The organism is Rhizobium sp. N324, from assembly GCF_001664485.1.
Taxonomy (GTDB): domain Bacteria; phylum Pseudomonadota; class Alphaproteobacteria; order Rhizobiales; family Rhizobiaceae; genus Rhizobium.
The window spans coordinates 2,537,038-2,551,194 of record NZ_CP013630.1 but is presented as its reverse complement, the minus strand read 5'-3'; the positions used below and the strand labels follow the sequence as shown (position 1 = coordinate 2,551,194).

The window sequence follows — 14,157 nt, the reverse complement described above, 5'->3', positions numbered from 1 at the left end:
ACAGGAATCCAGTGCGCCCAAGTCCTTGGGCGCGAAAGACTCCCTTGAAGTATGATTCAATCATGGCGCGGACGCGCCGTGGCTGAATTCCTGTGACGAGCACAGGAATGAGGGAGAGGTGGGCGGTACCCCCCAACGTCTTACTTCGGCCCGATCATTGTTTCCGGCCGGACGATCGCATCGTAATCTTCCGCCGAGACCAGTCCACTCGCAAGCGCTTCTTCCTTCAGCGTCGTGCCGTTCTTGTGGGCGGTCTTGGCGATCTTGGCGGCTGCGTCGTAGCCGATCTTCGGGGCGAGGGCGGTGACCAGCATCAGCGAGCGTTCGAGGCCGGCCTTGATATTGTCCTCGCGCGCCTCGATGCCGACGACGCAATTGTCGGTGAAGGAGACGGCGGCGTCGGCCAGCAGTTGCACCGACTGCAGGAAATTATAGGCCATCATCGGATTGTAGACATTGAGCTCGAAATGGCCCTGGCTGTCGGCGAAGGTCAGCGCGGCGTGATTGCCGAAGATGTGGATGCAGACCTGCGTCAGTGCCTCGCACTGGGTCGGGTTGACCTTGCCGGGCATGATCGACGAGCCGGGTTCGTTTTCCGGCAGCGCCAGTTCGCCGAGACCGGCGCGCGGGCCGGAGCCGAGCAGGCGGATGTCGTTGGCGATTTTGAAGAGGGCGGCGGCGGCCGCATTGATGGCGCCATGGGAAAAGACCATGCTGTCATGAGAGGCGAGCGCCTCGAACTTGTTCGGCGCGGTGACGAAGGGCATGGCCGTTATGGCGGCGATCTCTTCGGCGACCCTTTCGGCAAAGCCCACCGGCGCATTGAGGCCGGTACCGACGGCGGTGCCGCCCTGGGCGAGTTCGCAGAGGCCGGGCAGGGTCATTTCGATGCGCTTGATGGCGGAGCCGACCTGGGCGGCATAACCGGAAAATTCCTGGCCGAGCGTCAGCGGCGTCGCATCCTGGGTGTGGGTGCGGCCGATCTTGATGATGTGGCTGAATTCGGTGACCTTCATGTCGAGGGCGGCATGCAGGTGCTTCAGGGATGGCAGCAGGTGATGGGCGATCCGTTCGGCGCAGGCGATGTGCATCGCCGTCGGATAGGTGTCGTTCGACGACTGGCTCATATTGACGTGATCGTTCGGATGCACCGGCTTTTTGGAACCCATGACGCCGCCGAGCATTTCTATAGCACGATTGGAGATCACCTCATTGGCATTCATGTTGGACTGCGTGCCCGAACCGGTCTGCCAGACGACAAGCGGAAAATGCTCGTCGAGCTTCCCGTCGATCACTTCCTGGGCGGCGTCGACGATTGCCTTGCCAAGCGCAGGGTCGAGCTGGCCGAGCGACATGTTGGCGCGGGCGGCGGCCTGCTTGACGATGCCGAGCGCGCGCACGATCGACAGCGGCTGCTTTTCCCAGCCGATTTTGAAATTGCCGAGCGAACGTTCGGCCTGGGCGCCCCAATATCGGTCGGCGGCGACGTCGATCGGGCCAAAAGTATCGGTTTCGGTGCGGGTTGCGGTCATCGGCCTTGCCTTCCCTTTACATGCTGTTTTCGGTCATCTGAGAAAGATGAGGTCTTATAGGTTGGAACGTCCGACAAGAAAACCGGACGCGATAGGAAATATTGAAATTGGCAGTCATGTTTTGATGGGTTGTGCGGCGTGCTTTTTCGGCCACTTTGAAAATTTTATGCGTCCGGGCGAATTCGTCCCACTGGCCCGGATGCGAAAATTCGGTAAAAAATTAACTAATAATTTCATAATTTTGTGTGAACTTCTGCGCGGCGCCATGCAGGAACTCCGTCACACAGAATTGAGTCCGCCGGCGCTGGCGGCGCAGGCCGGTTTCTGATCAATGAGCCGGACGCTGAGTTTCGCGGGATTTGAGCTGAGAACAGCATGACACCGGGACTGGAAGATATATGACGTTCGTTTTGAAAAGCGCGGCATCCGCATTGGCAATTTCCTGCGGCGTAGCGGTTATGAGTGCCGCACCCGCGCATGCTTATACTTTGATGGACATGCTGCGCGGCGACAGGCAGCGGACCCAAAGCACCATCTTCATGGATCAGGCGCCCGGCCGTCCGGTGCCGCGCGGCGCCGATGGCGGCTCGCTCGGCGGGCTCGATCCGGAAGCGCCGCTGCCGAAGGTCAGCGGCCCGCGTTACTACACCTATAAGACCGAGACGCTGCAGTTCGTCGACACCAGCAAGTTTGCCGATCCTGTCGTCACCGGCGCGGTCGCCGATGTTTCGGCGAGCGGTGGCGATGCCGGCGCCGAACCCGCCGTGCAGCGCCGTTTCCTGGCGCAGGCCAAGGTGCGCGCCAATGCTGACGTCGCAAAGGCGCTCGAAGCCTATTACGGCGACAGCCGCAATCCGCTTGTCTGGGTCGAGGGCAACCAGGTCAACGACCGCGCCAAGTCGGCGATGGCGGCACTTGCCGATGTGGCTTCGGTCGGTCTCGACCCGGCCGATTACGCTGTCCAGACGCCGGATATCGATCCTGCCAATCCCGATCCCGCCGCCCGCGACCGGGCGCTGACGCAGTTCGAACTCGAACTCTCGGCCAAGGTGCTGGCCTTTGTGCAGGATACGGTGCGCGGCCGCATCGATCCGAACAAGATTTCCGGCTATCACGATTTCCAGCGCAAGGTGGTCAATCTGACGCCGGTGCTGAAGCTTGCCCGTATGAGCCCCGATGCCGGCGCCTATATAGCCAGCCGCTCGCCCGATGGTCCGCAGTTCGAGGCGCTGAAAGCGGAGCTTGCCAAGCTTCGCGCCGCCGATGGCGGCAATGAGGAGCGAATCGTCGTTTCGCTCGACAAACTGCTGAAGCCTGGCGACAGCTCGCCCGAGATCGCCAATATCGTCAAGGCGATCGGCAAGCATGGGTCCGAAACGCTGAAGACCGACCACGCGGCAACGCTTGCCGCTTACGCAGGCAGCAGTGACTACTCGCCCGATATCGTCTCGCTGGTCGAGGCCTTCCAGCAAGAGCGGGGACTGAAGGCCGATGGTGTCATCGGCCAGGCGACCGTGCGCGCCATGACCGGCGGCGATACCAATGCCTCGAAGATCGACAAGCTCGATGTCGCCATGGAGCAGGCGCGTTGGCTGCCGGAGGATCTCGGTTCACGCTACGTGATGATCAACCAGCCGGCCTTCATGGCCTATTACCACAATGACGGCAAGGAACAGCTGTCGATGCGCGTCGTTGTCGGCGGCAAGAACAACCAGACCTATTTCTTCGACGACGAGATCGAGACGGTGGAGTTCAACCCGTTCTGGGGCGTGCCGCAGTCGATCATCATCAACGAGATGCTGCCGAAGCTGCGCTCGGACCCGAACTATCTCGACCAGCTCGGCTATGAAGTCGAAGTGAACGGCCATGCCGTCGCCTCGTCGAGTGTCGACTGGTACGGCTCGACCAATAATGTTTCGGTGCGCCAGCCGCCGAGCAGCGACAATGCGCTCGGTGAACTGAAGATCCTGTTCCCGAACAGCCACGCGATCTACATGCACGACACGCCGTCGAAGAGCTTTTTCAAGCGTGATATGCGGGCTCTGAGCCACGGCTGCGTGCGTCTTTCCAATCCGCGCGCAATGGCCGCCGCCGTGCTCGGCACGTCGGTCGACGACGTCGCCAAGCAGATCGCCAGCGGGCAGAACCATGCGGTGAAGGTGCCGCAGAAGATCCCGGTCTACGTGTCCTACTTCACCGCCTGGCCGAACAAGGACGGCGTGGTGGAGTATTTCGACGACGTCTATGGCCGTGACGCCTATGTCGACAAGGCTTTCGACGCGACGACGAAGGCGCGTGGTGCGCAGATTTGACGTAGGGTTTAGCGGGTTATGCAGCGGGCGGTCTTCGGGCCGCCCGTTTTGTTTTGGAGTGGTTTTTTGGTAAAGGCTGTGCCGTGTGGCCCCCCTCATCCGACCCTTCGGGCCGCCTTCTCCCCGCTGGGGAGAAGAGGGCGAACGCCGCTTCGTCATCGCCCCATCGAATGGTATACCATTAAGCAGGTGGGTTCGTTTTTGCAGTGTCGGAAGCAACTTGCTCCCCTCTTCTCCCCAGCGGGGAGAAGGTGGCCCGAAGGGTCGGATGAGGGGGCCAAAACCGCAATCGCTTCAGCCTGATTTATCAGTCTTACACCGCGACCTTCACCGCATATTCCTGCAACAGCCTCTCCACCAGATCAGGCGTCAGCTCATCGTAATGGGTGATGATCATATCCGGATCGAGGTTGGAGACCGGCACGTCGGAATAACCGAAGGGGACGGCGATCGACGGTACGCCGGCATTCCGGGCGACGGCGATGTCGTTGATGCTGTCGCCGATCATCACGGTGCGGGCGATGTCGCCGCCGGCGCGGTCGATGGTGCCGGTGAGGTGGCGGGCGTCGGGCTTGCGCACGGGGAAGCTGTCGCCGCCTGATATGGCGTCGAAATAGCTGACGAGGTCGAGTTTTTCGAGCAGGCCGAGCGCCAGGCTTTCCATCTTGTTGGTGCAGACGGCGAGGCGGTAACCGGCAGATTTAAGCCGGTCCATCGCCGCGAGGAGGCCGGGATAGGGCTCGGTGCGGCCGGGCATGTTGCCGGCATAATGGATGACGAAGCGCTCGACGAGCGGCGGCAGGGCGTCGCTTTCGAGCGGATGGCCGCGCAAGCGGCAGGCGCGCTCGATCATCACGCGCGCGCCGTTGCCGACGAGATGGGTGAGGTCGTCATAGCTGACCGGTTCGAGCCCAAGGGCTGCGATCGTGTGGTTCAGGCTCTCGACCAGATCCGTATGGGTGTCGAGAAGGGTGCCGTCGAGATCGAAGACAATGAGTGCCGGGCGGACAGGGGAAGGGGTCAAGGGTTGCCTCTTTGCGCGATGGGTCGTTCTGGAGAGCGACGGGTGGTCCCGGCGGAACGAATGTCGTTCAAGGGAACGACAGGTCGCCCCGGAAAGATGATGGTTTCTGAGGTAGGCGATCGCGCGGCAGAAAGCAACGTCGGGAGGCTCGTCGGGAAGGCCACAGGCATTTGTTTCGGCTTTTCATTTTCCGTGATGATTTTGACTTTCGTTTGCCAGGCGAGCCGTGTAAACAGCACATCCAACGCAATAATTCGGAGTTGGCGGCGCATGGATGCCCGCGAAATGAAGATCAAGGCCGCCGCAGCCGCACTCGCCCATGTCGAAGACGAAATGCGCCTCGGCATCGGCACAGGCAGCACGGCGGAAGAATTCGTTCGCCTGCTGGCGGAGAAGGTCGCGGGCGGCTTCAGGGTCGAAGGCGTTCCGACGTCAGAAAGAACGGCGCGGCTTTGCGTCGAACTCGGCGTGCCGCTGAAATCGCTCGATGAACTGCCGGCACTCGATCTGACGATCGACGGCGCCGACGAGGTCGATCCGGCGCTCAGATTGATCAAGGGCGGCGGCGGCGCGCTGCTGCGCGAAAAGATCGTCGCGGCCGCTTCCGAGCGGATGATCGTCATTGCCGACGAGAGCAAGCTTGTGGACACGCTCGGCGCCTACGCGCTGCCGATCGAGGTCAATCCATTCGGGCTCGTCTCGACACGGATCGCGATCGAGAAGGTCGCGGCCCGGCTCGGCCTTTCCGGCGAACTCAGCCTGCGCCAATCCGGTGACGGAGAGTTTACCACGGATGGCGGCCATCACATCATCGATGCATCTTTTGGCCGCATTCCTGATGCAGAGGCGCTTTCGAGCGAGCTGAATTCCATACCCGGCGTCGTCGAACACGGGCTCTTTATCAATATGGCGGCACTTGCGATCATTGCCGGTCCTGCAGGTGCGCGCACGCTGCAGGCAAACAGATAACAGGAGCATACACTCATGATGAACATTGCAGGTCTTGGCCGTTTTGCCGCTGCGACGATCGTTCTTTCCGGGCTTGCCTTCGGCTCCGCCGTCAAGGCGCAGGAGGTCTCCGAGGAGCAGCTGAAGGCGTCTCGCGCGGCGATCGACGCCATCGGCGCCACGGCCCAGTTCGACAACATTCTGCCCGGTCTTGCCGAGCGACTGAAGGCCGGCCTGATCCAGGATTCGCCGAACTACCAGGACATCATTTCGTCGACGGTCGACGCGCAGGCGCTGGCGCTGGCGCCCCGCCGCGGCGATCTGGAGAAGGAGGCGGCGCTCACCTACGCCAAGACCTTTACCGCCGACGAACTGAAGGCGATCGCCGACTTCTATAATTCCGACGTCGGCAAGAAGCTGCTGCGCGACGGCCCGGTCGCCTCGCGCGAGACGGCGAAGGCTGCCGACATCTGGGCGCAGGGCATTTCCCGCGACCTGGAAAAGCAGAGCAATGCCGAGCTTTCCAAGGTCATCAAGGCGCCGCCGCCGGCAACCGACAGCCCGGTTGCACCCGCGCCCGCTCCGGCGCCGGCTGCCCAGAAGTAAGGACCGCCTCGGCGGATTTGCAAAAGCCCGGCATCGCCCGGGCTTTTTTGCTATGATGGATGCCGTAATGCCGATGAGGCTTTGGCGAGGCAACATGTCTGCTCATTACGAGGCTGTGCGCGTGCGGGTATCAGGCCGGGTCCAGGGTGTCGGCTTTCGCATGTGGGCGCGCGATGAGGCGCTGCGGCTCGGGCTCACAGGCTGGGTGCGCAATGAAGCGGACGGATCTGTCGCCGCTTTGATCGCAGGGCCCGATACCGCCATCTCGACAATGATCGAGCGCTTCGGCCGCGGGCCTGCGGGCGCATTGGTTTCCGATGTCGAGACGGAAGCGAGCCCGCTCGAGACAATGCCGGCGGGTTTCCGCATCACGGGTTGACGCGGCAAACCGCCAAGGGATGCGCATCCGGAAACACCGGACCCTCAGCCCCAATCCTGCGAGCTCTTGGCCAATTGCCACACGCCCGTTTCATCCGGCTCGACGCGCTTGTTGCCGCGGTAGAAGATCGGCAGTCCTGTTTTCTTGTCCATCGCGAAACGGCTCGGTGCGTATTTTTCGTTCTCATGGCCTTGGATGGCGAGGCCGAGCGCTTCCTTGAATTTGCCGGCCTTGCACAGGTTGGCGAAGAGAGTCTGATCCATCGTTTGCTCCGGCTTCTTTTTTATTGCGTGGATTTGCCTGCCAGCCTCGGGCGGCCGGGTCAACCGTTTGCCGTGAAGATTCGGGCGAGGGGAACGGGATGATGCAGGAGCGGGCTTTTGTTTTCAGGGCGATCGCCCCTATATCAGCAACAACCTTCCTGCGATTCCCTTCCGGAGCTCCTCATGTCTTCCTACGACTACGACCTCTTCGTCATCGGCGGCGGTTCCGGAGGCGTGCGCGGCGCGCGTGTCGCTGCCTCGCTCGGCAAAAAGGTGGCGATCGCCGAGGAGTACCGCTACGGCGGTACTTGCGTCATTCGCGGCTGCGTGCCGAAGAAACTCTTCGTCTATGCCTCGCAGTTCCACGAGCATTTCGAGGATGCGGCCGGCTTCGGCTGGACGGTCGGCGAAAGCAGCTTCGACTGGAAGAAGCTGGTGGCGGCCAAGGATGTCGAAATTGTCCGGCTGGAAGGCCTCTACAAGAAGGGTCTTGCCGGCGCCAATGCCGAGATCCTGGAAACGCGTGCCGAACTCGTCGACGCTCATACGTTGCGGCTTGTGAAAACAGGGCAGACGGTGACGGCGAAGACCATCGTGATCGCCACCGGCGGACGGCCGAACCCGCATGCGGCCCTTCCCGGCCACGAGTTCTGCATCTCCTCCAACGAGGCCTTTCATCTCGAAGTGCTGCCGAGATCGATCGTGATATCAGGCGGCGGCTATATCGCCGTCGAGTTCGCCAATATCTTCCATGGCCTCGGCGTCGAGACGACGCTGATCTATCGCGGCGCCGAGATTCTGTCGCGCTTCGACGAGGATCTGAGGCGCGGACTGCACGAGGCGATGGTTGCCAAGGGCATCCGCATCCTTTGCCACGACACGCTGCAGAAGGTGTCGAAGGGCGAGGGCGGACTCGTTCTGGAGACGTTGAACAGCGGCACGCTACAGGCCGACGTCGTCATGCTGGCGCTCGGGCGCGACCCGAACACCGAAGGCCTCGGCCTCGATGCGGCCGGCGTCGCGGTCGACGAGCGCGGAGCGATTATCGTCGACGACTATTCCCGCACCAATGTCGAAAACATTTATGCGCTCGGCGATGTCACCAACCGGGTACAGTTGACGCCGGTGGCGATCCACGAGGCGATGTGCTTCATCGAAACCGAGTACAAGAACAATCCGACCCGGCCGGACTACGAGCTGATCCCGACCGCCGTCTTCTCGCAGCCGGAGATCGGCACCGTCGGTCTTTCGGAAGAGGAGGCGGGCAAGCGTTACGGCGAGCTCGAGGTTTATCGGGCGCAGTTCCGGCCGCTGAAGGCCACACTTTCCGGCCGAGCCGAGCGGATGATCATGAAGCTGATCGTCGATGCGGCGAGCCGCAAGGTGGTGGGCGCCCATATCCTCGGCCACGATGCCGGCGAGATGGCGCAGCTGCTCGGCGTCACGCTGAAGGCCGGCTGCACCAAGGACGATTTCGACCAGACGATGGCGCTGCATCCGACGGCGGCCGAAGAGCTCGTCACCATGTATGCGCCGAGCTATCGGGTCCGTGATGGGCAGCGCGTCTGAGACATCCGTGTGCGCTTAGCTGGTAATGCGCGGCGCGCGGATGACCTTGAGGAAGAGCGCCTTCATCGCATCCGCGATACCTTCGGTCGGCGACACCTCGAAGTAGAAGCCGGGCGAGGCGCAGGCCTGCATCTTCGTCGGGATCTCGTTCTGGAAAGGCTTGATCCAGGTATTATACCAACTGTTGCTCGGCAACGGTAGATAGGTGGTATAGAGCACGGCGATCTTGACGCCGCGATCCTTCAAGGGCTTGCAGAAGGAGGTGTCGATCGGCTCCTGACAGCGGCCACCGGTTGTCTTCTTGGTGCACGTGGACGGCTTGTAGCTGTCGCCGACGCCATCGGAAACGAAGAATAGGATCTTTTCGGGGCTGGTGTTCGACGTGCCGTCACCGGCCGGATCGATGATGGTGTTCATCTGCGTCATGGCGCTGTCGAAGTTGGTGATCTGGTCGCTATTGTAGTTCTGGTAGGGAATAGTCATCAGATCGACCGCGTCGGTATAGTTTTTCACCTTCGTCAGGTCGGAGGTAAGGCCGGAAATCGTCGTGAGCTTTGCGTCCTCGGCCTTGGTGCCGAACGTATAAACGCCCATGCGGAACTGGCCGCTGCTGACGCGCTGGGTCTTGGCTGTATCGGTCAGCGCCTGGGTCGCTTGGCGCACCACGTCGATGCGCGTGGCGACGCCGAGGCTTTTGGCGATGGTGTAATTGTTGGTGCTCTGATCCATCTGATGGCAGGCAAAGGCGCAGCCTGTCTTGGCCTCCAGCTTTGAAACATCGTTGGGTGTCGCGCCGACGCCCATAGAGGGCGTATTGTCAAGCAGGATGTAGAAATCCATGAAGGCGGCGGTCTGGTATTCGGCGGTCGCCGTGCCGGAGATGGTGATCGAATCCTTGCCGAGAATACGCATGAAGGTGGTCGGCACGGTGGCGGTGAACGAAACCTGCGAATTCAGCTTGTTGGCGGTCTTGGTAACGTCGATGCCGAGATCGACATTCACGTCCGCCAGTTCTCCCGACACCTGCGACATGAAGATGCTGCGGGCGTCGGTCTTGCCGAGCGAGATCGTGCCGTTGCCGCTCATGGTCATGGCGGCGGCGACCGCGCCGGATTTTTCGGCGATCGAGCCGACCGCGGCAGCATCGGCGGCGGCGAAGAGCTGGGTGCGCAGGCTCATGGCGTGAGCGAAATCCACCGCCATGCCTGCCATGCCAAGGAGCGGCACCATCAGCAATGCGGTCATGATGCCGAAATTGCCTGAGCGGTCCGCTATGAAGCCGGGCGGAAGGATCGCCATGACATGTCCCCGATGTTGAAACCTCCTTCCGGTTCTACATTCAAAGTCTAAAATATAGGGAAATCGACGTGGTATATGCTGGTTTAACGATGGAAGCGGGGATTTTTGCTACCTATATGCGAGCGTCGGCCGATGGCGGCGGCATGGCGTGGAGCATCGGGCGATTGGCCTTTGCAAGCCCGATCTAAAGGTCTATAAGCCGCCGCAATCAAGGATAGGTGCATCCCAGGGACGGATGTGAGTGAGGTGAGTGACATGGCAGAGAATTGGACCCCGAGCAGCTGGCGGCAGAAACCGATCCTGCAGGTTCCCGAATATCCGGACGCAGCCGCGTTGGCGGCAACGGAGGCCACGCTCGCCAGCTATCCGCCGCTGGTTTTTGCCGGTGAGGCGCGCCGCCTGAAGAAGCATCTCGCCAATGTCGCCGAAGGCAACGGCTTCCTGTTGCAGGGCGGTGACTGCGCCGAGAGCTTCGCCGAACACGGCGCCGACAATATCCGCGACTTCTTCCGCGCCTTCCTGCAGATGGCCGTCGTGCTGACCTTCGGCGCGCAACTGCCGGTCGTCAAGGTCGGCCGCATCGCCGGCCAGTTCGCCAAGCCGCGTTCGTCGAATGTCGAGAAGCAGGGCGATGTGACGCTGCCGGCCTATCGCGGCGACATCATCAACGGCATCGAGTTCACCGAGGAGTCGCGCATTCCGAACCCGGAACGCCAGGCCATGGCCTACCGCCAGTCGGCCGCGACGCTGAACCTTCTGCGCGCCTTCGCGATGGGCGGTTACGCCAATCTCGAAAACGTGCATCAGTGGATGCTCGGCTTCGTCAAGGACAGCCCGCAGGGCGAGCGCTACCGCAAGCTTGCCGACCGCATCAGCGAAACCATGGATTTCATGAAGGCGATCGGCATCACCTCGGAAAACCACCCGAGCCTGCGCGAGACCGATTTCTTCACCAGCCATGAGGCGCTGCTGCTCGGCTACGAGGAGGCGCTGACTCGCGTCGATTCCACCTCGGGCGACTGGTATGCCACATCGGGCCACATGATCTGGATCGGCGACCGCACGCGCCAGGCCGACCATGCGCATATCGAATATTGCCGCGGCATCAAGAACCCGATCGGCCTGAAATGCGGCCCGTCGCTGCAGGCCGACGATCTGCTGCAACTGATTGACATCCTGAATCCGGCTAACGAAGCCGGGCGTCTGACGCTGATCTGCCGCTTCGGCCATGAGAAGGTCGCCGAAAACCTGCCGCGGCTGATCCGCGCCGTCGAGCGCGAGGGCCGCAAGGTCGTCTGGTCCTGCGACCCGATGCACGGCAACACGATCACGCTCAACAACTACAAGACCCGTCCCTTCGAGCGGATCCTGTCGGAAGTCGAAAGCTTCTTCCAGATCCACCGCGCCGAGGGCACGCATCCCGGCGGCATCCATGTCGAAATGACCGGCAAGGACGTGACGGAATGCACCGGCGGCGCCCGCGCCGTCACCGCCGACGACCTGCAGGACCGCTACCACACCCATTGCGATCCGCGCCTCAATTCCGACCAGGCGCTCGAGCTTGCCTTCCTGCTTGCCGAACGCATGAAGGGCGGCCGCGACGAGAAGCGTATGGTCGCCAACGGCTGAGGCCGACCCGAGACGAGTGACAAAAAAACCCGGCCGATGCCGGGTTTTTTATTGCAGTCAAATGCTGGCCTGCACGCTGTGCAGGTTGGCGTAGACGCCGTCATGCGCCATCAACTCGTCATGCGTGCCTTGTTCGACGATGCCGTCAGCCGTCAGCACCAGGATGCGGTCGGCATGGCGGACGGTCGACAGGCGATGGGCGATGACCAAGGTGGTCCGGCCGTTCGCGAGGCTGAGCAGCGCCTGCTGCACCGCCCTTTCGCTTTCGTTGTCGAGCGCGCTGGTCGCCTCGTCGAAGATCAGGATCTCCGGATTTTTGAGGAAGGCGCGGGCGATGGTGATGCGCTGGCGCTGGCCGCCGGAGAGCTTGACGCCGCGCTGGCCGATATCGGTGTCATAAGCCTGGGGCAGGGCCATGATGAAATCGTGCGCATTGGCGGCGCGGGCCGCCGCCTCCAGCTCCGCATCGCTGGCGTCGGGCCTGCCATAGCGCAGGTTTTCCGCCACGGTGCCGGCAAAGAGATAGACATCCTGCTGCACCACCCCGACATGGCGCCGCAGCGAGGCCAGCGTCACGTCTCTAATATCGGTGCCGTCGATGTGGATCGCTCCGGCCTCGACATCGTAAAACCGCGGTATGAGTGCGCAAAGCGTGCTCTTGCCGACCCCTGAAGGACCGACGAGGGCAACGAACTCGCCGGGGGCGATGGTGAGGGACAGCCGCTCCAGCACGCGCGGGCCATCGGCCTCGTAGCCGAAGGCGACGTCGGAGAAACTGATCTCCCCCCTTGGCGTCGGCATCGGCCTGGCGGTCGGGCGATCGGTGATATCAGGGTCGATCTCCAGGATTTCCATCGCCCTGATGAAACCGGTATAGCCCTCCTGCCAGAGACGTACGAAATTGGCGAGCCGTTGGACGGGATCGACCAGCACGGCGACGCAGAGCAGGAAGGTCAGCATATCCGGGACGGTCAGTTCCGCTGCCAGGATGCGTAAGCCCCCGACGACGATCACCAATATGGTGACGAGCTGGGCGAAGGTTTCGGTGCCGACCGAAAACCACGCCTCGCTGCGGTAGCCGTCGGCGCGGCTTTGCAGGAAGCGCCGGTTCTGCTCGGCGAAGCGTTCCCTTTCCAGCGCCTCGTTGGCGAAGGACTGGACGACGCGGATGCCGGCCAGCGCATCCTCGACGCGCTCGTTGACCGCGGCGATCTGGTGCTTGCTGGCTTCCAGCGCGCGGTTCATGCGCCGGTTGAAATAGAGCGCATAGATCACCGCGACAGGCGTCAGCAGCAGGATGAGGCCGGCCAGCGGCGGATCGATGAAGAACAGCACCAGCATGGCGCCGCCATATTTCAGCACGGCGATGGAAAGGTCCTCGGGGCCATGATGGAAGAGCTCCCCCAGCCACAGGGAATCATTGGTGATGCGGCTCATCAGCTGGCCGGTGCGCTGGCGATCGTAGAAGCTGAACGAGAGTTTCTGGCAGTGCTCGAAGAGTTCCTGCCGGACCGTCGCCTCGATGCGGGCGCCCATGACGTGGCCGCGATAGTCGACGAAGAAGATGGCGGCGTCTGGACCACTAGGACGGCCAGCATGACGCCGCCCATCCCGAGGATCTGGGCAAAGGCCTCAGGGGCGTCGGGCAGAGCCAGAAGGCGGCTGGTGACGATATTGGCGCAGAGCGGCAACGCGAGCGCCGTGCCGGCGACAAGGATGGCGCACAGCAAATCCGCCAGCAGCAAGGGCAGATGCGGGCGATAATAGGAGAGAAATTTTCGCATGCGCGACCAGCGTCGGCCGCGGTCGACGGTGGGATCGTGCAGGAATAATTTCAGGAAAGCGTTATGGCGTCGCGAGCTTTTCCTCGCACGGGAGAACCGAATATTCATGAGGCAGAATGTCCCTGTGGGCGATGTTTCCTTTCTGTTTGGACAGGGTCGCTCTCATGTCAGTCTCCCGGGGATCGAATGAAATTGCAGCCGCAGTATCGCCGACAACAGCGACTAATTCAATGCCGGGATGGGACGGGATGGGCGGGTGTTGTCGACAGGCAACAGCGATGACCGCAGCAACCGGGCATCGGCAAAGCCTGCGCTCGTCAAGATTTCTGATGATTTTGTTGAACGGAATGGATTTGACGGAAGGCCGGATCGGCGGCAATTTCAGTCATAAAGGGGAGAGCGAACATGACCGAACGGCATACAGGCGGCTGTCTTTGCGGCGCTGTGCGATATTCAATCGGGGCAAAGCCCGGACCCGTCGTCGGCTGCCATTGCTCGCAATGCCGCCGGCAGACCGGGTTTTACTATGCGGCGGTCAACGTGCCGCGTGCCGCTCTTTCGGTGGAAGACGCCGGCGCGATCCGTTGGTATCGGTCGAGCGCCGAAGCCCAGCGCGGCTTCTGCTCGAACTGCGGTTCGGCGCTGTTCTGGCAGGGCGACCAATCGCCGGAGATTTCCGTCATGGCCGGAAGCTTCGACGAGCCGAGCGGCCTTGCCTTTAGCCATCACATCTACTGCGTCGACAAGGGCGATTTCTATGAGATCACAGATGGCCTGCCGCAATATGACAGGTATCCGGTCTAGGAGTCGTG

12 protein-coding genes and 1 pseudogene are annotated in these 14,157 nt (G+C 62.0%); 8 read left to right on the top strand and 5 right to left on the bottom strand.

All coding sequences use genetic code 11. The annotated features are described in order from the left end of the window. Positions 1-140: 140 nt before the first annotated feature. Complete coding sequence (gene fumC / locus AMK05_RS12275) at positions 141-1,532, bottom strand: class II fumarate hydratase (RefSeq protein ID WP_064838723.1); 1,392 nt, start codon at positions 1,530-1,532, stop codon at positions 141-143. Between the two features lie 61 nt (positions 1,533-1,593). Here fumC and AMK05_RS34525 point away from each other — a divergent pair, with 61 nt between their 5' ends. Continuing rightward, positions 1,594-1,860 carry a hypothetical protein gene (locus AMK05_RS34525; protein ID WP_143535316.1) on the top strand — a complete coding sequence of 89 codons (267 nt, stop codon included), beginning with the start codon at positions 1,594-1,596 and terminating at the stop codon, positions 1,858-1,860. 70 nt (positions 1,861-1,930) lie between these two features. Further along, positions 1,931-3,844, top strand: coding sequence for a L,D-transpeptidase family protein (locus AMK05_RS12270; protein ID WP_064838721.1), 1,914 nt, complete (start codon positions 1,931-1,933; stop codon positions 3,842-3,844). 313 nt (positions 3,845-4,157) lie between these two features. Here AMK05_RS12270 and AMK05_RS12265 read toward each other — a convergent pair whose 3' ends face one another. Next, on the bottom strand, positions 4,158-4,868 hold the full coding sequence (locus AMK05_RS12265) for an HAD family hydrolase (protein ID WP_064838719.1): 711 nt from the start codon (positions 4,866-4,868) through the stop codon (positions 4,158-4,160). A gap of 270 nt (positions 4,869-5,138) precedes the next feature. Between AMK05_RS12265 and rpiA the strand changes: the two genes are divergently transcribed. The 3 genes from rpiA to AMK05_RS12250 all read left to right on the top strand — a co-directional run bounded on the left by rpiA (position 5,139) and on the right by AMK05_RS12250 (position 6,801). Next, entirely contained in the window at positions 5,139-5,837 is a 699-nt protein-coding gene (rpiA, locus tag AMK05_RS12260) for a ribose-5-phosphate isomerase RpiA (RefSeq protein ID WP_064838717.1), read from the top strand. 15 nt (positions 5,838-5,852) lie between these two features. Continuing rightward, on the top strand, positions 5,853-6,422 hold the full coding sequence (locus tag AMK05_RS12255) for a DUF2059 domain-containing protein (protein WP_003579679.1): 570 nt from the start codon (positions 5,853-5,855) through the stop codon (positions 6,420-6,422). Between the two features lie 94 nt (positions 6,423-6,516). Further along, on the top strand, positions 6,517-6,801 hold the full coding sequence (locus AMK05_RS12250) for an acylphosphatase (protein ID WP_064841347.1): 285 nt from the start codon (positions 6,517-6,519) through the stop codon (positions 6,799-6,801). A gap of 44 nt (positions 6,802-6,845) precedes the next feature. Here AMK05_RS12250 and AMK05_RS12245 read toward each other — a convergent pair whose 3' ends face one another. Continuing rightward, positions 6,846-7,064, bottom strand: a complete 219-nt coding sequence (locus tag AMK05_RS12245) for a hypothetical protein (protein WP_064838714.1) — start codon at positions 7,062-7,064, stop codon at positions 6,846-6,848. A gap of 183 nt (positions 7,065-7,247) precedes the next feature. On the opposite strand from AMK05_RS12245, the gene gor reads away from it, so the two are divergent. After that, a complete protein-coding gene (gor, locus tag AMK05_RS12240; RefSeq protein ID WP_064838712.1) occupies positions 7,248-8,633 on the top strand; it encodes a glutathione-disulfide reductase in 1,386 nt (461 codons plus the stop codon). Positions 8,634-8,648: 15 nt separating this feature from the next. On the opposite strand, the gene AMK05_RS12235 is transcribed toward gor, so the two are convergent. Next, positions 8,649-9,932, bottom strand: a complete 1,284-nt coding sequence (locus AMK05_RS12235; RefSeq protein WP_064838710.1) for a pilus assembly protein TadG-related protein — start codon at positions 9,930-9,932, stop codon at positions 8,649-8,651. A gap of 255 nt (positions 9,933-10,187) precedes the next feature. Here AMK05_RS12235 and AMK05_RS12230 point away from each other — a divergent pair, with 255 nt between their 5' ends. Next, on the top strand, positions 10,188-11,561 hold the full coding sequence (locus AMK05_RS12230; RefSeq protein WP_003579666.1) for a class II 3-deoxy-7-phosphoheptulonate synthase: 1,374 nt from the start codon (positions 10,188-10,190) through the stop codon (positions 11,559-11,561). Between the two features lie 57 nt (positions 11,562-11,618). On the opposite strand, the pseudogene AMK05_RS12225 reads toward AMK05_RS12230, so the two are convergent. Beyond that, a pseudogene (locus tag AMK05_RS12225) lies at positions 11,619-13,453 on the bottom strand (ABC transporter ATP-binding protein). Positions 13,454-13,750: 297 nt separating this feature from the next. Between AMK05_RS12225 and AMK05_RS12220 the strand changes: the two are divergent. Continuing rightward, positions 13,751-14,149: a GFA family protein gene (locus AMK05_RS12220; protein ID WP_064838707.1), complete on the top strand. Its 399-nt coding sequence runs from the start codon at positions 13,751-13,753 to the stop codon at positions 14,147-14,149. Positions 14,150-14,157: the final 8 nt, after the last annotated feature.